The organism is Pseudocitrobacter corydidari (assembly GCF_021172065.1).
In the GTDB taxonomy this organism is placed as follows: domain Bacteria; phylum Pseudomonadota; class Gammaproteobacteria; order Enterobacterales; family Enterobacteriaceae; genus Pseudocitrobacter; species Pseudocitrobacter corydidari.
On sequence record NZ_CP087880.1, the window covers coordinates 3,235,237 to 3,253,577 of the forward strand.

Genomic DNA, 18,341 nt, shown 5'->3' on the forward strand with positions numbered 1-18,341 from the left:
TGTTGAGTCCGCTGTGAACTACAAGCGGACATTAGCCTTATAGGGTGTCTGAGTCGTTCTCTAAAAACGCATAGCTTGGCGCTTACAGAATATAGTCAGCACGTAAATAAGCCTTGGCAGTCCATTAATACTGAAGGTCTTTCATTTCAGGCTCTTCAGGATGTTGAGATAACAGGTGGCTATAGCGTTTTAGTATAATATTCGAAAGGTTGAGTTCGTTAAGGAAGTGTCACTCTAATGAATAGCCCTCAATATCGAGATCAAGGCTCTTGCTATTTTTCATATTCTTGAGAGTTGCCTTTATACCTTCCATTAGAATACGGTGTTCATGGTAATAGTCCATAAGTAGTGTAATATCTGCCTTATGGATTTGCCCCTATATATCCAGACGCGTTTTCTCTCTTATGGTTGCGATAACTTTCTGCGTATATATTCCCGTGGTGAGCGATACCCCAGCGCGCTGTGTGGATGATGTTCGTTGTAATGACTGAACGCCACCGCCAGATTCATCACCGCCGTCCCGCTGTCCGGTTTGGGCATGATGCTGATGTAATCCCGCTTTATCGTCTTCACGAAGATTTCTGCTATACCGTTACTTTCCGGGCTCCTCACTGCTGTTGTGCATGGCTAAAGCCCCAACATACGAGCGAACGCCCGTGTTTCATGCGCCCTGTAAGCCGAACCATTATCCGTCAGCCATTCCAGCGGCTCTGACGGCAGACGCTGCCCGAAGCGTTTTTCCACCGCGCCCAGCATCACATCCTGCACGGTTTCTTTGTCATAGCCGCCCGTGCCCGCGGCCCAGTCGATGATCTCCCGGTCACAGCAGTCCAGGGCAAAGGTTACCCGGAACTTTTCGCCATTGTCACAGCGGAACTCAAAGCCGTCTGAACACCAGCGCCGGTTGCTTTCAGCGACTGCCACGCGTCCTTTATGGGCCCGTTTTCGGTGGTTATCAGCAGGCTTACGTTCAAGAAGCAGATGGTGGGTGCTCATAACGCGGTACACCCGTTTCGCGTTCACAACAGGCTGCCCGTCCTGCTCAGATTCCCGTCGCAACAGTGCCCATACCCTGCGGTAACCGTATGTGGGCAGGTCGGCCACCGCCGCATTTATCCGGGACAACACCGCGGCATCGTCAAAACGGGATTGTCTTCTGCGATCCTGCCAGTCAGACGGCCGGTGAACCCTGATGCTCAGCTGCGCACGCGACACACCGATACTCCGGCTGACGTCGGCTATTCGTCGTCCCCGGGCAACAAGGGCGCATGCGCAATCCATTTTTTTGCCCGGCCGAACTCCACAGCCTCTTTAAGTATTTCAGCTTCCATCGTCTTTTTGCCCAGAAGGCGCTGAAGTTCGCGGATTTGCTTATTGGCAGCAGCAAGTTCAGATGCGGGAACGACCTCTTCGCCTGATGCCACGGCGGTCAGAGAGCCGTCTTCATACTGCCTGCGCCATTTGAAGATCTGGTTAGCATTGATGCCATGAAGACGGGCAACATGAGACACGGTCATGCCGGGCTCCATAGTCTGCTGAATAATGGCAATTTTTTCCTGCGGTGTACGGCGGCGACGCCGCTCAGGTCCTGATAACACTTCAACCACCTTATTATTCTGACTGGTGTTAAACATAGGTCTAAGACTACCCCTTATTTTAAGAGAGGCGAAGTGTCTGGTGGTCTATGGGGCCAGTCTATTACAATATAACCGTTAATAGACCCCATCCTTATGATTAAGCCAAATTCAATATATCACACTAATGGCTGAATATAAAAACAGTGTAAATACATACAGTTCAAAAAAAGAACAAACAATGTTAGTATTAAATAGATTTCCACGCTAATCTTACTCCTTAGGGCAATAGATGATATGCGAATAGGGATTTTAAAAGCTGGTAAGGGAGACTCACTTCTGTTGTCATGGGAGGGGAACCACATGCTCATTGATAGCGGTACTGCATCCACTTTAAGGAAGAACCGTAACCCTTCTTTACCACCGTTCAGAGAAATTGAGTTTTATCTACTCACGCACATCGATTACGATCATATCGGTGGTTTTGTAAATTTTTTATCCAAAGCTCAAAGAAATGATCTACATCCAGACTTAATTTTTTTTGGCAATACATTAGATCTAATAAGATATAAAGACAATGATGAAGTTGGTTTTCACCACGGTTCTGCACTATCAGCTCATATATCTGCACTTAAGTTAAACAGTAAACCGCTTTTTTCAGAAGATGTATTATGTTTCAAAAACATTAAAATCACGATTTTATCGCCAACATTAGAACATATCCATATATTAAAAGAAAAATGGATAGAAATAGAGAAAGAATTAAATAAAAAATATTACGGCGACGAGTTTGTATCGGTGCAAAAAAAGAAATTCAAAATTGACGTTAAAGCAGCACCAGATGATTCAGTAAAAAATCCAATCAAGGATTTATTAAACTCAACATCTATAGCATGTCTTATTGAATATGAAAATAAAAAAGCTTTGATGTTAGGGGATGCCCACCCTGAAATAATTTCAAAACAATTAAAAACCATTCTTAAAAACCAGCAGATTGAAAAAATAAATATTGATGTTGTAAAAATATCTCATCATGGAAGCAAACATAATACAACATCAGAATTATTAAGTTTAATCAGTTGCAATAGATTTATTATTTCTACCGATGGTAGCCGTCCTTACAACCACCCTGATATAGAGACAATAAATAAGATAATTATTAATTCTATTAACGCTGGTTTTACAAAGGTTTATTTTTATTTTAATTATCAATCTGCATCAGAATTCGAAATCATAAATGAAGCAGAGCTTGATATCGAAATTTGCAAAATCGTCACTAATGAGATTATTTTATGACTTGCTACCAGATCAATAACCTATGCAAAGTAACGGCATTTATTTATATATCAGATGATTTTATAGGATGTGCTGTTATATTTAAGAATAATAATGAAATTATGCTAGCAACAGCATTTCATGTTCTTGAATCATTAATTCATAACTTTTCTGATAATAAACATTTGATACAAATAGTTGATGAAAAAAAGCGGATTTATAAAGTTAATGAATTGCGAGGTAATATTAATGAAAGTAAGAGACGTGATATTGCACTTCTAGTTTTAGATGGGGATATAAATAACCTTGAAGAAATATGTTTTTTTAACCCGTTATCCTCTCCAAATTTAGAATTAATATCTAGGTGTCGAAGTCATATAAATAACATTCCTACTTCATTATACTCAAAAGAACAAATTGAAAAACTTGATGATTTTTATTATTATATAAATATTGACAAAAGCATTATGGAAGACTCTTCTGGCCGTTGGGGGGCAAGCGCTCTACAAGGAATATCGGGAGCAGGTGTTTTTATTAAAATTCATCAACAATTAGTATTAGTAGGTATCATATCCTCCATCCCTGATGATGGTTTATTTGGAAAAGTTAGATGTAGTAATGCCTCTTGTTTTATTGAGATTCACGATTCATTAAAAGCAAATAGCAGTAATAATTATGATTTCGGCAGCTCAATATTAAAAGAATCTTTGCTTATGCTAAAGGACGAAAATATAGATTCAGTCATTCATGACTGGGAAAACTTAGAAGAGAATAAAAAATACAACAACAATATAGACAGAAAAATAAACATATTACACGTTGCAAGTAAAATTGATCAAGAGAAGAAAAAAATAATCCTAAACTTACTTTCTGGGAACAATTTTGCTCGAGCCCGGATGATTAACTATCCAAATATTGAAACTAGCTACTCAACCGCACACCTGGTATTCGGTGGAGAGGATATGACTTTATATGTTAACAACCGCGCAGAGGCAAATAAAGGTTATCAAAATATTAAGAGTGATTATCTGAATATTTTGTCCGATAGCCTATCCCCTCACGGTTTACAAAAAGATGAAATACTCTTATTGCGGAACAAAGATATTGCTTTTTGGCTCGCTAATTGTGATTTGGACTTTTTGGAAGAAGACTAATGATAGAAATCAAATTAAATAAGCGAAGGATTTTAGCTAGTAGCTCTAATACAAATGAGGTATATTCTTCAATAGTATTATTTACTATTTATTATGCTTTGAAAGGAAAGAGCAAATCCGTCAATTTAGAATACATAAGCTTTGCCTTTGACAACATCATAAACAAGACAAAAAACTTAGATTACGATTATGTTCAACTTTGGAATGTAAATACATTAATCAAGCCAATAATATTGTTATTATACTCTTATGAATTACTCGACATTGATTATAAAAACAGAAGTCTGGCAGTAAAAATAACTGATAATGGAAATGCATATGTTGAAGAAATGATTAATGAAGAATTATTTAATGATATTAATATATCTGCTAGAGAAATAACCAAAAAACTGACAATTAAAAAACTACAAAACAACAAGCTGCTTTGGTAACCTTATGAAAATAAACAGTATAAATCTTCATGCTAGCGTTTTTAATTCAGTCGAAGAATATGGTTTTTCATATAACTTTGATTCGGGATTGAATATCATTACTGGACATAACTCTAGTGGTAAATCAACAATTATTTCTTGCATTTATTATTGCTTAGGTATGGAGCAACTGCTTGGCGGAAATCGAAATCTAATACTAGATAAAAGTATAACTAGAGAATTCGATTATAATGGAAAAACTTATACCATCACTGAATCCAAAGCAGAATTAGAAATCAGTCACAATAATAGAACTGCAAGATTAAAAAGATATATAAAAAACAGCATTGATGAAAATAAAAATAAAATAATAATTACTGAGAATGGAAATACTATATCGTATTTAGTCCATACCCCCGGAGATCATGATAGGGCTTCAGGGTTCTATAAATGGCTAACTCTTTTTTTAGGGATAGAATTACCTAAAACCTACAGTGAAAATACTGATCAAGTAAAGCATTTATACCTGCAAAACATATTTCCTTGTGCTTTAATTGAACAAACTAAAGGTTGGTCTGACTTCTTCGCTCAAATGCCTAACTTTGGAATAAAAGATGCCAAACAAAAATTAATAGAATTCCTTTTGAATTTAGAAAGTTTAGAGAATGAATTTAAAAAAGATATTCTAGCTCAAGAAGAAAAAAATATTAAATCATTGTGGGATAAAAAATATGAAAAAATTGATGGATTAGCCTCTGAAAAAGGCTTCATATTAAAAGGAGTCAATAAAGATATCCATGGCAATAGTTTAAAGAACATTTCAATGTCTTCATTAAGTAAGATATCGGCGGATAAAAAAGAATGGATCACACTCGAAAAAGAATTAACTGAATTAGATAATGAACTAATATTGACTATAAAAAAAATCAAAGAAAAAAACTCTTCGTTGACACCAGATTTAATTAAAAATGCACAAAGTAAATTACAATCAGAAATTTCACTAATAAACCGACAGATTAGAACATTAAATATAGAACGGATTTCAGAAAAACAAAAAATAAACGAATATAGAGAATCAATAAATAAATTAGATATAGAAATCGATAGATTAGATAGTGCTCTAAAGTTAGATGCCTTTCTACCTGAAGATAAAATGTCTTCTTTATGTCCACTTTGTGATCATGAACTTGATATTGAATCAAGATTAAACGTTACAAATTCAAAAATGAATTATAGAGATTCTATCGCTTTTCTCAAAAGCCAGAGAAATCTTTATATATCCTATATCAATAAACATAATGAGCTAGACTCTAAGTTCGATAACATCAGTAACTATTTGGTCAATGAGATTACCTTAAAGAAAAATGAAATAAAAAATCTGAGAAAAGATATTTCTTCTTTTGAAGACTCAACTCTACGAACTGATATATTAAACGAACTTACTATATCTCAAAAAATAGAGCAATATAAAAAACTACTCACTACATTTAATGCTGTAAAGGCAGATCTAAAAGATCTAATAGTGGAGTTTACGAAATTAAAAGATGATAAATCCTCACTTAGACTATCAGACGAAAGAGATAATATAAAGATAGCCTTCTTTTTAAAAAAATTTAAGACACTACTAGGTTCTGATTATTTCAACTATACTAGCAACCATATTTATCATATTGCAATTCAAAACAAAGCTCCATCAAGACTACTTCCTGTAGTTATTACTGGTCGTGATACTCAAACAATCAGACTCAGTTCTTCCGCAAGTGATTTCATTCGTGCACAATGGGCATTCTATCTAACTCTTTTAGATATTTCTGCTAACCATCCAGGTTTTTTAATACTCGATGAACCAGGTCAACATGCCATGAATGTAGAAAGCATGGTTGCTTTGCTTACATACGCAGCATCGTCTAATAAACAGATAATAATGTGTATATCAAAAGACACAAAAGATAAGTCAAATACTGCAAACTTAAATAAAATATTTACAAAATTAAAAGAGCATCAAAAATATAAACTTATTGATATTGATCCACATGAGCAAAAATGTGTTGGCTCTCGATAAAACTACACAAAAACGTTAAATAATAAACTGAATCCATAGATATTAATATCTATGGATTCAGCCCCCTAAATAATACAATCCTAAATTGGTTGAAAACATTTTGCACATAATACTGACGTTCCTATTTTTCTTGCTTTCCCAATATATCCACAGTTATTACATTGAACCAGCTCATGATTTTTTATATTTTGTGCTGATTTTAATGAAGAAACATTAAACCTATGTTGCTTGTTTTTATATTGAGAATTGATAGGTCGTTCGTTTTTAACTCTATCAGTTTTTTCAGAAGCCTTATTTCGTTTTAAATTATTCATGCTTTGTCGAGCCAGCTCAACCTGTTCTCGCATTCTTTTCACTTCTTGAGCTCTATTATAGAGTTCATTCATTGCTATTTCCTTCATGTTCTCAGTATCTTTATAATAGACTTTTTTACTTTCCTCTTTGAATAATAAAATATTAAAATCAACTAACTCACACTCCCAAGAATAGGATATTGTATTGAATTTAGTAATATATGGCTTTCTATAGTAACATTTCAATATGAGCTTATTAAATTTTTCGGACTCGACTTCAGCCTCGGAGTCAAATACGAAAACATTTGCAAAATTTCCATATGCTATATCTAAAGTTGTAAATTTATCAGGCTCGAATGATATAAAAACCCATAATATATATGCCCCATTACGTCTATAAAATGCCTCACGACTTATGATTACATCTAAAAATGTAGTTGATACCTGTAACTCAATAACTAATTGAATACTAGTATGTTTTAATACGCAACTTATATCTGGCCTACGCCATTCTTTCGAAATCCCAACATGATTCTCTTGACGAAATGTTGCTTCAACTTTAACATCATCTTCAAATAAATCATCAAGCAATAATAGTTTCGCTATTTTCTCTTTGTTAATTCTATGTGCCGCCCCCTCCTTTTGCCCATTGTATTTTAGAGCACGCAACTCATCTTCAGTTAAGTTTGTTGTAGTCTTGATAGGACAATCGGCTGAATTTTTTGTATGCGCAAAAAACTTTGTTCTATGCGCATCACCTCGTAAGACTACTGGTTGATAGCACACACTACACAGTGCAATAGGAAATTTTTTTCTCGCTTCTTCAATTTCCCTCCTAAACTTGAAAAACTCCTCATCACTACAATTATCCAAAAATTCGTTTGCATCTAAATTCATGTCATGCATAGTGAGAAAAACAGATGACATATTTCTTATTTTCATTATTTGAATCACCCTATAACTTAGCTTAATTAGTTTTCAACGTTACTCACAAATTATTTTAAAATAAAAATAAAGTCCAATTATGTATGATTCCTATGCCCATAATCAAACGGACTAATCCCCTTCTCCCGATTCACATCCAGATAATCCGCCCACCACTGCAACATCAACCTGCGTTCACCCAAGTGCTCCGCCTTATGGATGTAAGCTGCCCGAACAGAGCTACGCTCCTGATGGCTCATCTGCCGCTCCACTGCATCCCTCGACCACAATCCTGACTCAATCAGAGAACTACAAGCCATCGTCCTGAAACCATGCCCACACACTTCTGTTTTAGTGTCATAGCCCATGACTCGCAGAGCCTTATTCACCGTATTCTCACTCATAGGCTTACGTGGATCGTGATCGCCCACGAAAATCAGCTCTCGGTTCCCATTCATGCTTTTGATCTTTTCCAATATAGCGAGAGCTTGTCGCGACAAGGGAACAGAATGAGGTGTCCGCATCTTTGAACCACGCTGAGAATGCTTGACTCCTTCCAGTGGCTCACGCTCGCCCAGAATCGTCCACATGGCCGTGTCAAAATCTACTTCTGACCAGCGGGCAAAGCGCAGCTCGCTTGAGCGGATAAAGACTAACAAGGTAAGTTCGACAGCAAGTCGGGTTAATGGTCTTCCGGAATAGTGATCAATGCGATGAAGTAATTCAGGTATACGGTTAAGCTCCAGTGCCGCACGATGCTGTCTTTTCGCCGTAGCAACCGCACCGGCAATTTCTTGTGCAGGGTTGTAGTCGATTAAACCGCTCTGCACAGCAAAGCGCATAATCGCGGTAGTTCGCTGTTGCAAACGAGCCGCAACTTCGAGACGCCCGGACGACTCCACCGCTTTGATGGGGACAAGCAGATCCCGTGTCTTCAATTCAGCAATGTTCCGCTTACCGATAGCAGCGAAGAGATTATCTTCCAGGCTTTTCAATACACGAGCCCTATGCGATGCCGACCACTTTTGATTGCTGGCGTGCCAGTCTCTGGCGACCACCTCAAACGTTATCGCCTCTTGTTCCTGCTCTACCTTAACGGCTTTCTTGTTCTCACTGGGATCGACGCCATTAGCTAAGAGCTTACGAGCGTCATCCCGGCGTGCCCTGGCATCAGCCAGCGACACTTCAGGGTATTTCCCTAAAGCCAGCATCTTTTCTTTACCGCCAAAACGATAACGCAGCCGCCAGTATTTTGAGCCATTCGGGTGAACCAGCAAAACCATACCGTCGCCGTCAGTCAGCTTATAGGCTTTTGCTTCCGGCTTTGCCGAACGAACCTTCACATCACTCAGAGCCATGATGAGTATCCTTTCAAGGGTTCTGTGTGGGTACAAACATTATCGAACCGGGATATACCCGCAGTTGTACCCGCATCAGTAAGTTGATGTAGATTGAATCAGGTTGACTTAGGTGGAGTGAAAAAGCGAGGAAAGCCTTGCGGATAGTGGATTTCAGACACAAAAAAAGACGTCCGTTGACGTCAATTGATGTTCCGATGGTGCCGAAGGCCGGACTCGAACCGGCACGTATTTCTACGGTTGATTTTGAATCAACTGCGTCTACCGATTTCGCCACTTCGGCACTGAAGGGTATGCGGAAAACGAGTGGATTATACCTGTCGCACGCCACCTTGCAAGCGGCACCGCATGTTCTTCACGCTAAGTGTCGAAAAAATCAGCGTTCCCTGAATGCCATCTCCCCTCATCATCATTTCGTATTTTTCCCGGCGTATTCCGCTAAGCACCGCCCTGCCGCTTGCTCTACACTGTCAGTTCAACACCATAGTGAGGGAAGTACGATGTCCATCATCAAAAGCTACGCCGCGAAAAATGCGGGCGATACTCTGGAACTCTGGGAGTACGACGCGGGGGAACTTCTGCCGGAAGACGTGGAAGTTCAGGTTGATTACTGCGGGGTCTGCCATTCTGATTTGTCGATGATCGATAACGAATGGGGCATGTCTCAGTATCCGCTGGTTGCGGGTCACGAGGTGATTGGTCATGTGGTGGCGCTGGGTAGCGCTGCGCAGAATAAGGGCCTGAAAGTGGGCCAGCGCGTGGGTATTGGCTGGACGGCGCGCAGCTGTGGGCACTGCGATGCCTGTATCAGCGGCAATCAGATTAACTGTACGGAAGGGTCGCTGCCGACCATTCTCAATCGCGGCGGCTTTGCCGATAAGCTGCGCGCAGACTGGCAATGGGTGATTCCGCTGCCGGAGAACATCGATATCGAAACCGCAGGCCCGCTGCTGTGCGGCGGTATCACCGTCTTTAAACCGCTGCTGATGCACCACGTGACGGCCACCAGCCGCGTTGGGGTTATCGGTATTGGCGGGCTGGGGCATATTGCCATCAAACTGCTGCGCGCGATGGGTGCGGAAGTGACGGCGTTCAGCTCCAATCCGTCGAAAGAGCAGGAAGTGCGGGCGATGGGAGCCGATAATGTAGTGAACAGCCGCGATCCGGAAGCGCTGAAAGCGCTGGCGGGCCAGTTCGACCTGATTATCAACACCGTGAGCGTTGATCTCGACTGGCAGCCGTATTTCGAAGCGCTGGCTTACGGCGGTAACTTCCATACGGTTGGCGCGGTGCTGAAACCGCTGCCGGTGCCGGCCTTTACGCTGATTGGCGGCGACCGCAGTATTTCCGGTTCGGCGACGGGTAACCCGGCTGAGCTGCGTAAGCTGATGAAGTTCGCCGGGCGTAGCGGTGTGACGCCGACAACCGAGCTGTTCCCGATGTCGCAAATCAACGATGCGTTGCAGCATCTGCGCGACGGCAAAGCCCGTTACCGCGTGGTGCTGAAGGCTGATTTTTAATGCCATGCCGGCGGCGTTCTGCCGCCGGTTCTCTCGTTTAGCCTTTTGCCAGTGCGGCAAAGACTTCCGCTACCGCAACCGCCCCCGGGTCGGTCACGCCGTCCAGGTTCTGGCTGTTTACGTACGACGCGCGCCCCGCGCCTGCTTTTTGCATGGTCGCGGTTTTCTCCGCACCGGCATTTGCGGCGCTTGCCGCTGCCTGTATGTCGCTATCGCGCAGCGCTTCCAGCGCCGGTTGCAGGGCGTCGATAAGCGTGCGGTCGCCCAGATCGGCTCCGCCGTACTGTTTCATCTGCGTCAGCCCTTTCAACAGCGCATCCGCCAGTGCGTCGCCGCGCTGGAGTGATTGCCCGGCAGCGGTAAAGAAGATGGACATCAGCACGCCGCTGGAGCCGCCCATCACCGTAGCCAGCCGTTCCCCCACCAGTTGCAGCAGCTGCGCGCCGTTGTTGAGCGGCAGTTCGCCCTTGTCGAGCAGTTCGGCGATATCACGCGCGCCCAATGCAAAGGTTGAACCGGTGTCGCCGTCGCCCACTTTGGCATCCAGCGCGTTCAGGCGGTTCTCAAGCTGGATAAGCGTCTGGGTTATCTGCCCCACTCTCGCGGCAATCGCCGGGTTGTCGGAAGGCTGAATCTCCAGGGCGTCGTATACTTTGCTGTGCTTGACGGTTTTTACCGGTGCGAAGGCGACCGGTTTTAACCAGCCCACCGTCTCGACATCCGCCTTTAAAGCACGTTCAAAGTCCGGGTTCAGTTTTAATACCGAAAGCGAGAAGCCTTTCATATCCAGCGAACTCACCAGCGGCGCCGGGCCAATCAGCCAGGCAATCTGTTCCTGTAATGCCGAGTGTGCCAACTCTTTGGTGAGCAGCGCCATCTCCAGCGCCGAAACGCCGCCGAGGTTGTTGATTAGCACCGCCACGCGGGCGTCGCCCACCTGTTCTTTGAGGGGTTTAACCAGCATGTCGATCAGCGCTTTGCTGTTGTGGCTTTCCACCACCGATGCGCCCGGTTCGCCGTGAATACCCAGCCCCAGCTCCACCTGCCCCGGTTTGATGCGCCCTTCGTCGTTGTCGCTGCCCGGCAGGTTGCAGCTCTCCATTGCCACGCCCAGGCTGAAAACACTGTCGCACGCCTGTTGCGCGATGTCGCGCACTTCGCTGAGGGATTTACCGTGCTCAGCGGCATAACCGGCGATTTTATGCACCAGCGCAGTGCCCGCGATGCCGCGCGGCTGTTTGTTGTCCGGCAGCGCGATGTCGTCGGCGACAATCACCATCTCAACCTTCAGGCCGTAGCGTTTGGCTTTCTCCGCCGCCAGGCCGAAGTTGAGGCGGTCGCCCGTGTAGTTTTTAACAATCAGCAGGCAGCCACGGTCGCCCGTTACCGCCACAATGGCGTTAAGCACCGCATCGACGCTTGGCGAAGCGAACAGGTCGCCGCACACTGCCGCCGTCAGCATGCCTTTGCCGACGAACCCAGCATGCGCGGGTTCATGGCCCGAGCCGCCGCCGGAAATCACCGCAACCCGGCTTTTATCCCAGTCGCTGCGCGCGACAATCCGAATCGCCGGGTCGATATCAAGCCGCATCAGATTGCCGTGCGGCGCGGATAACACTAAACCTTCAATCGCATCGTTGACCAGCTGTTTGCGATCGTCATAAAAGAATCTGGACATAACCTTCCAAAAAAATGCAAACCGTATGCAAAGCATAGTTCGCGCTGGATAAAGCGCCGCAAAGCACGGAAATTCCTGCCGCCTTTTGCTGGCAATTTGCCTATACTCGACGCAGATAAATGGAGGAATAATTCAATGAGCGCACCTTTGCTAATTGCACGCACGCAGGAAAAAGAGCTGCACCTGTTGCCCGGTATGGCGAATCGTCATGGGCTGATCACCGGGGCGACCGGTACCGGGAAGACCGTCACTCTGCAAAAGATGGCTGAGTCGTTCTCGGAGATTGGCGTGCCGGTGTTTATGGCGGATGTAAAAGGTGACCTGACGGGCGTTGCGCAGGCAGGCCAGGCATCAGAGAAGCTTCAGGAGCGCCTGAACAAAATTGGCGTCACCGACTGGGAGCCGCACGCGAATCCGGTGGTGGTGTGGGATATTTTTGCCGAGAAAGGCCACCCGGTGCGCGCCACAGTGTCAGATCTCGGCCCGCTGCTGCTGGCGCGTCTGCTGAACCTCAACGAGGTACAGACTGGCGTGCTGAACATTATCTTCCGCATCGCCGACGACCAGGGCCTGCTGCTGCTGGACTTTAAAGATCTGCGCGCCATCACACAGTACATTGGCGATAACGCGAAGTCGTTCCAGAACCAGTACGGCAATATCAGTAGCGCGTCGGTCGGGGCGATTCAGCGCGGGCTGTTAACGCTGGAGCAGCAAGGTGCCGAGCACTTCTTTGGCGAGCCGATGCTGGATATCAAAGACTGGATGCGTACCGACAGCAATGGCAAAGGGGTGATTAACATCCTCAGCGCTGAGAAACTCTATCAGATGCCGAAGCTTTATGCGGCCAGCCTGCTGTGGATGCTCTCCGAGCTTTACGAGCAGTTGCCGGAAGCGGGTGACCTCGAGAAACCGAAGCAGGTGTTCTTCTTCGATGAAGCGCACCTGCTGTTTAACGATGCGCCGCAGGTGCTGCTGGATAAAATTGAGCAGGTGATCCGCCTGATTCGTTCGAAGGGCGTGGGCGTCTATTTTGTATCGCAGAACCCGTCGGATATTCCTGATGCGGTGCTCGGGCAGTTGGGGAACCGCGTGCAACATGCGCTGCGAGCCTTTACGCCGAAAGATCAGAAAGCGGTGAAAACAGCGGCGCAGACCATGCGTGCCAATCCGGCATTTGATACGGAGAAAGCCATTCAGGAGCTGGGCACCGGCGAGGCGTTGATCTCGTTCCTGGATGCCAAAGGCAGCCCGTCGGTGGTAGAGCGCGCAATGGTGATTGCCCCGTGCTCGCGCATGGGGCCGGTTACCGACGATGAGCGTAACGGGCTGATTAACAACTCGCCGCTGTATGGCAAGTATGAGGATGCGGTTGACCGCGAATCAGCGTTCGAGATGCTGCAAAAAGGCGTGCAGACCAGCACCGAGCAGGCCAATGCGCCAGCCGCCAAAGGTAAAGCGGTTGAGGTGGATGACGGTATTCTCGGCGGGCTGAAGGATATTTTGTTCGGCACCACCGGGCCACGCGGCGGTAAGAAAGATGGCATCGTTCAGACAGCGGCGAAAAGCGCAGTGCGTCAGGTGACCAATCAGATTGTGCGTGGGATGCTGGGGAGTTTGCTCGGGGGAAGGCGCCGGTAAGGGGTTGTGCGGCCTGTTGTTGCCTGATGGCGCTTTGCTTACCAGGCCTACCGGCACATATTCGTAGGCGGACAAGGCAACGCCGCCATCCGGCGACTATGCTGCACAATGCCTGATGACGCTTCGCTTATCAGGCCTACCGGCACATATTCGTAGGCGGATAAGGCAACGCCGCCATCCGGCGACTATGCTGCACAATGCCTGATGGCGCTGCGCTTATCAGGCCTACCGGCACATATTCGTAGGCTGGATAAGGCAACGCCGCCATCCGGCGATTACTCTGCACAATGCCTGATGACGCTTCGCGTATCAGGCCTACAGATCGTACTTAACCGTAGGCCGGGCAAGCGCAGCGCCCCCGGCATAAAAAAGGGAGCTTTCGCTCCCTTTTTCAAAACATTATGCTTTTCGCATCATCAGCCAAAGGCTGATTACGAAGAAGCTGGCGCTTGGCAGCAGCGCGCCAATCACTGGCGGGATGCCGTACACCAGGGTCAGTGGCCCGAAGATTTGGTCCAGCACGTAGAACACAAAACCAAAGCTGATACCGGTGACCACGCGCACGCCCATCGCCACGCTACGCAGCGGGCCGAAAATGAACGACAGCGCCATCAGCATCATCACCGCGACAGAGAGCGGCTGGAAGACTTTGCTCCACATATTGAGCTGATAACGCCCGGAATCCTGGCCGCTCGACTTCAGGTACTTCACGTAGTTATGTAAGCCGCTGATAGAGAGCGCATCCGGGTCTAACGCCACCACGCCGAGTTTGTCTGGCGTGAGGTTGGTTTTCCAGGTGCCGCTAACGGTTTGCGCACCGGTGATTTGCTTGCTGTCCGTCAGGTTGGACTCATCCACCTGCGACAAACGCCACACCTTGTTTTCCGGGTCAAACTTCGCGGAGGCCGCGTAGCGAACGGACTGCAGACGTTTTTCCGCGTTGAAGGCATAAATGCTTACGCCACCCAGTTCGTCGTTACCTTTTACCCGTTCGATATAGACAAAGTTATGGCCATCTTTCGCCCACATCCCCTGCTGGGTTGAGAGCAGCGAGCCGCCATACATCGCCTGCGCACGGTAGTTACGCGCCATCTGTTCGCCCTGCGGCGCAACCCACTCCCCCATCGCCATGGTCAACAACACCAGCGGGATAGCGGTTTTCATTACCGATAACGCCACCTGCATACGCGTAAAGCCGGAAGCCTGCATCACCACCAGTTCGCTGCGCTGTGCCAGCATCCCCAGACCTAACAACGCGCCCAGCAGGGCCGCCATCGGGAAGAAGATTTGGATATCTTTCGGCATGCTGAGCAGGGTATAAACCCCGGCGCCCAGCGCATCGTAGTTCCCCTGCCCGGCCTTTTTCAGCTGGTCGACAAACTTGATGATGCCGGAGAGCGACACCAGCATGAACAGCGTCATCATGATGGTGGTAAAAATGGTTTTACCGATATAGCGGTCAAGTACACCAAATGGCTGCATCACACCGCTCCTTTAGCCGAGAAACGCGCACGGAAGCGACGCATCGGAATGGTATCCCACAGGTTCAACACCACCGCCAGCGCCAGATAGGACAGGTTCACCACCCACATCCAGATAGCCGGGTCGAGCTTGCCTTTGCCGCCATTTGATTTGAGCGAGGTTTGCAGCAGGAAGAAGACCAGATAAAGCAGCATCGCCGGCAGCATTGACAGCACGCGGCCCTGACGCGGGTTGACCACGCTGAGCGGAACCACCATCAGCGCCATAATAGCCACCGTCAGCACGAGCGTGATACGCCAGTGGAATTCAGCGCGCGCGCGGTCATTGTTGGTGTTCCACAGCGTGCGCATATCCATTTGGTCGGTGTCGTTCGGATCGAGCGTTACCGCCTGGTGGCCGACAATCGCCTGGTAATCTTTAAAATCGGTAATGCGGAAGTCGCGCAGCATCGCGGTGCCTTCAAAGCGAGTACCTTCGTTTAAGGTCACCACCTGAGAGCCGTCTTTCAGCTGCGAGAGATGCCCGGAATCGGCGACCACCACGGAAGGACGCGCATTACCTTTCGGACGCAACTGCGCCAAAAAGACATCGTTAAAGCTGCTGCCATCGACGCTTTCAATAAACAGCACCGAGTCGCCGTTAGTCGCCTGCTGGAACTGGCCCGCCGCCAGCGCCGCCATGCCGGGGTTCGCTTTCGCTTCCGCCAGCACTTCATCCTGGTGACGCGACGACCATGGCCCTGCCCACATCACATTCACAGCAGCAATAATACTGGTGAACAGCGCCAGCACCATGGCGGCTTTAATCAGCACCGCTTTACTGAGGCCGCAGGCGTGCATCACCGTAATTTCACTTTCGGTGTAGAGTTTGCCCAGCGTCATCAATAAGCCGAGGAACAGGCTCAGGGGAAGGATCAACTGCGCCATTTCAGGCACGCCCAGCCCCAGTAATGAGAGCACCAGATTTGTCGGGATTTCGCCGTCTACCGCCGCGCCGAGGATCCTCACCAGTTTCTGACAAAAGAAGATCAGAAGCAGGATGAAGAGGATCGCAAGCTGGCTTTTAAGCGTCTCCCGCACCAGATATCTTATGATTATCACTATAAATACGCCCGTAAAAACCCGTCTTATTGCAGGAAAATAGCTTGTTTCATGGCTTAAACGTCATTTATTCTCTTGAGTCGTCGAAAACATCGCTAAGATTATATGACTCAGCGGTTTCACGTTTCAGGACTCGGTTCTGACGTGCCAACACCGTAATAACGTTAAGATTAACACGAAGTCACCGCAACAGCGGAAATGAGTTACGAAAGCTTGCAATTCTAACTGTAGCCACCGCCGTTGTCTTTAAGATTCAGGAGCGTAGTCCATGGAGTTCAGTGTAAAAAGCGGTAGCCCGGAAAAACAGCGGAGCGCCTGCATCGTGGTCGGCGTTTTTGAACCGCGCCGTCTTTCCCCGATTGCCGAACAGCTCGATAAAATCAGCGACGGCTATATCAGCGCCCTGCTGCGTCGCGGCGAACTGGAAGGTAAACCCGGCCAGACGCTGCTGCTGCACCACGTTCCGAACGTGTTGTCAGAGCGCATTCTGCTGATTGGCTGCGGTAAAGAACGCGAGCTTGATGAGCGTCAGTATAAGCAGGTCATCCAGAAAACCATCAACACCCTGAATGATACCGGGTCGATGGAAGCCGTTTGCTTCCTGACCGAGCTGCACGTTAAGGGCCGCAACAACTACTGGAAAGTGCGTCAGGCCGTAGAAACGGCAAAAGAGACGCTGTACAGCTTCGATCAGCTGAAAACCAATAAAACCGAGCCACGCCGTCCGCTGCGTAAGATGGTCTTCAACGTGCCAACCCGCCGTGAACTGACCAGCGGCGAACGTGCGATTCAGCACGGCCTGGCGATTGCCGCCGGGATTAAAGCCGCGAAAGACCTTGGCAACATGCCACCAAACATCTGTAACGCCGCGTACCTGGCATCGCAGGCACGCCAGTTGGCAGACAGCTACAGCAAGAACGTGGTAACCCGCGTGATTGGCGAGCAGCAGATGAAAGAGCTGGGCATGCACTCTTATCTGGCGGTCGGCCACGGTTCGCAGAACGAATCGCTGATGTCAGTAATTGAGTATAAAGGTAACGCCTCTGAAGATGCCCGCCCGATCGTGCTGGTCGGTAAAGGGTTGACCTTCGACTCCGGCGGCATCTCCATCAAGCCTGCCGAAGGCATGGATGAGATGAAGTACGACATGTGCGGCGCGGCGGCGGTTTACGGCGTGATGCGCATGGTGGCGGAACTTCAGCTGCCGATTAACGTGGTCGGTGTGCTGGCTGGCTGTGAAAACATGCCTGGCGGGCGCGCGTATCGCCCAGGCGACGTGCTGACCACCATGTCAGGCCAAACGGTTGAGGTGCTAAACACCGACGCCGAAGGCCGTCTGGTGCTGTGCGACGTGTTAACCTACGTTGAGCGTTTCGAGCCGGAAGCGGTTATCGATGTGGCGACGCTGACCGGCGCGTGCGTGATTGCCCTTGGCCATCACATCACCGGGCTGATGTCGAACCACAACCCGCTGGCGCACGAGCTGATTGGCGCGTCTGAGCAGGCGGGCGACCGTGCATGGCGTCTGCCGCTGGCCGACGAGTTCCAGGATCAACTGGAGTCCAACTTCGCCGATATGGCAAACATCGGTGGCCGCCCTGGCGGCGCGATTACCGCTGGCTGCTTCCTGTCGCGCTTTACCCGTAAGTACAACTGGGCGCACCTGGATATCGCCGGTACCGCATGGCGCTCCGGCAAGGCCAAAGGCGCAACCGGTCGCCCGGTCGCGCTGCTGTCGCAGTTCCTGCTCAACCGCGCCGGGTTTAACGGCGAAGAGTAATTACCGTCTGATGCCCGGTGGCGCTACGCTTACCGGGCCTACGGAAAGATGCCGTTTGTAGGCCGGATAAGCGCAGCGCCATCCGGCAACGCA

Annotated in this window: 13 protein-coding genes, 1 tRNA gene and 1 pseudogene; 7 read left to right on the plus strand and 8 right to left on the minus strand. The window is 47.5% G+C overall.

Going from position 1 to position 18,341, the window contains the following annotated elements; all coding sequences use genetic code 11:
• Positions 1–402: 402 nt before the first annotated feature.
• Positions 403–1,634, minus strand: a pseudogene (locus G163CM_RS15075) (IS3 family transposase).
• Positions 1,635–1,937: 303 nt separating this feature from the next.
• Here G163CM_RS15075 and G163CM_RS15080 point away from each other — a divergent pair.
• From G163CM_RS15080 to G163CM_RS15095, 4 genes are read left to right on the plus strand one after another with little or no spacing between them, the layout of a single operon-like run.
• Positions 1,938–2,870 (plus strand): ComEC/Rec2 family competence protein, encoded by a 933-nt coding sequence (locus G163CM_RS15080; protein WP_231825509.1) that lies wholly within the window; start codon positions 1,938–1,940, stop codon positions 2,868–2,870.
• The gene (locus tag G163CM_RS15085) at positions 2,867–4,003 is read left to right on the plus strand and encodes a hypothetical protein (protein WP_231825510.1); all 1,137 of its coding nucleotides are present in this window, start codon (positions 2,867–2,869) and stop codon (positions 4,001–4,003) included. Before G163CM_RS15080 ends, G163CM_RS15085 begins: the two co-directional genes overlap by 4 nt.
• Positions 4,003–4,434 (plus strand): hypothetical protein, encoded by a 432-nt coding sequence (locus tag G163CM_RS15090; protein WP_231825511.1) that lies wholly within the window; start codon positions 4,003–4,005, stop codon positions 4,432–4,434. The genes G163CM_RS15085 and G163CM_RS15090 overlap by 1 nt, the downstream gene beginning before the upstream one ends.
• Positions 4,435–4,438: 4 nt before the next feature.
• The gene (locus tag G163CM_RS15095; protein ID WP_231825512.1) at positions 4,439–6,475 is read left to right on the plus strand and encodes a hypothetical protein; all 2,037 of its coding nucleotides are present in this window, start codon (positions 4,439–4,441) and stop codon (positions 6,473–6,475) included.
• A gap of 80 nt (positions 6,476–6,555) precedes the next feature.
• Here G163CM_RS15095 and G163CM_RS15100 read toward each other — a convergent pair whose 3' ends face one another.
• From G163CM_RS15100 to G163CM_RS15110, 3 genes are all read right to left on the minus strand, one after another.
• Entirely contained in the window at positions 6,556–7,710 is a 1,155-nt protein-coding gene (locus tag G163CM_RS15100; protein ID WP_231825513.1) for a DUF6035 family protein, read from the minus strand.
• 80 nt (positions 7,711–7,790) lie between these two features.
• Positions 7,791–9,050 (minus strand): tyrosine-type recombinase/integrase, encoded by a 1,260-nt coding sequence (locus G163CM_RS15105; protein WP_231825514.1) that lies wholly within the window; start codon positions 9,048–9,050, stop codon positions 7,791–7,793.
• Between the two features lie 198 nt (positions 9,051–9,248).
• Positions 9,249–9,333 (minus strand) — tRNA-Leu (locus G163CM_RS15110).
• A 217-nt stretch (positions 9,334–9,550) separates the two neighbouring features.
• On the opposite strand from G163CM_RS15110, the gene ahr reads away from it, so the two are divergent.
• Positions 9,551–10,570: an NADPH-dependent aldehyde reductase Ahr gene (gene ahr / locus G163CM_RS15115; RefSeq protein ID WP_231825515.1), complete on the plus strand. Its 1,020-nt coding sequence runs from the start codon at positions 9,551–9,553 to the stop codon at positions 10,568–10,570.
• 37 nt (positions 10,571–10,607) lie between these two features.
• Here ahr and G163CM_RS15120 read toward each other — a convergent pair whose 3' ends face one another.
• Positions 10,608–12,248, minus strand: a complete 1,641-nt coding sequence (locus G163CM_RS15120) for a dihydroxyacetone kinase subunit DhaK (protein WP_231825516.1) — start codon at positions 12,246–12,248, stop codon at positions 10,608–10,610.
• Positions 12,249–12,350: 102 nt separating this feature from the next.
• On the opposite strand from G163CM_RS15120, the gene G163CM_RS15125 reads away from it, so the two are divergent.
• Entirely contained in the window at positions 12,351–13,886 is a 1,536-nt protein-coding gene (locus G163CM_RS15125) for a helicase HerA-like C-terminal domain-containing protein (protein ID WP_255690532.1), read from the plus strand.
• 399 nt (positions 13,887–14,285) lie between these two features.
• Here G163CM_RS15125 and lptG read toward each other — a convergent pair whose 3' ends face one another.
• The 3 genes from lptG to G163CM_RS15140 form a co-directional block, all read right to left on the minus strand.
• Positions 14,286–15,368: an LPS export ABC transporter permease LptG gene (gene lptG / locus G163CM_RS15130; RefSeq protein WP_015966099.1), complete on the minus strand. Its 1,083-nt coding sequence runs from the start codon at positions 15,366–15,368 to the stop codon at positions 14,286–14,288.
• Positions 15,368–16,468 carry an LPS export ABC transporter permease LptF gene (gene lptF, locus G163CM_RS15135; protein ID WP_231825518.1) on the minus strand — a complete coding sequence of 367 codons (1,101 nt, stop codon included), beginning with the start codon at positions 16,466–16,468 and terminating at the stop codon, positions 15,368–15,370. Before lptF ends, lptG begins: the two co-directional genes overlap by 1 nt.
• Before the next feature lie 63 nt (positions 16,469–16,531).
• Positions 16,532–16,582 carry a hypothetical protein gene (locus G163CM_RS15140; protein ID WP_217448718.1) on the minus strand — a complete coding sequence of 17 codons (51 nt, stop codon included), beginning with the start codon at positions 16,580–16,582 and terminating at the stop codon, positions 16,532–16,534.
• Positions 16,583–16,736: 154 nt separating this feature from the next.
• Between G163CM_RS15140 and pepA the strand changes: the two genes are divergently transcribed.
• Positions 16,737–18,248, plus strand: coding sequence for a leucyl aminopeptidase (gene pepA, locus G163CM_RS15145; protein ID WP_015966101.1), 1,512 nt, complete (start codon positions 16,737–16,739; stop codon positions 18,246–18,248).
• Positions 18,249–18,341: the final 93 nt, after the last annotated feature.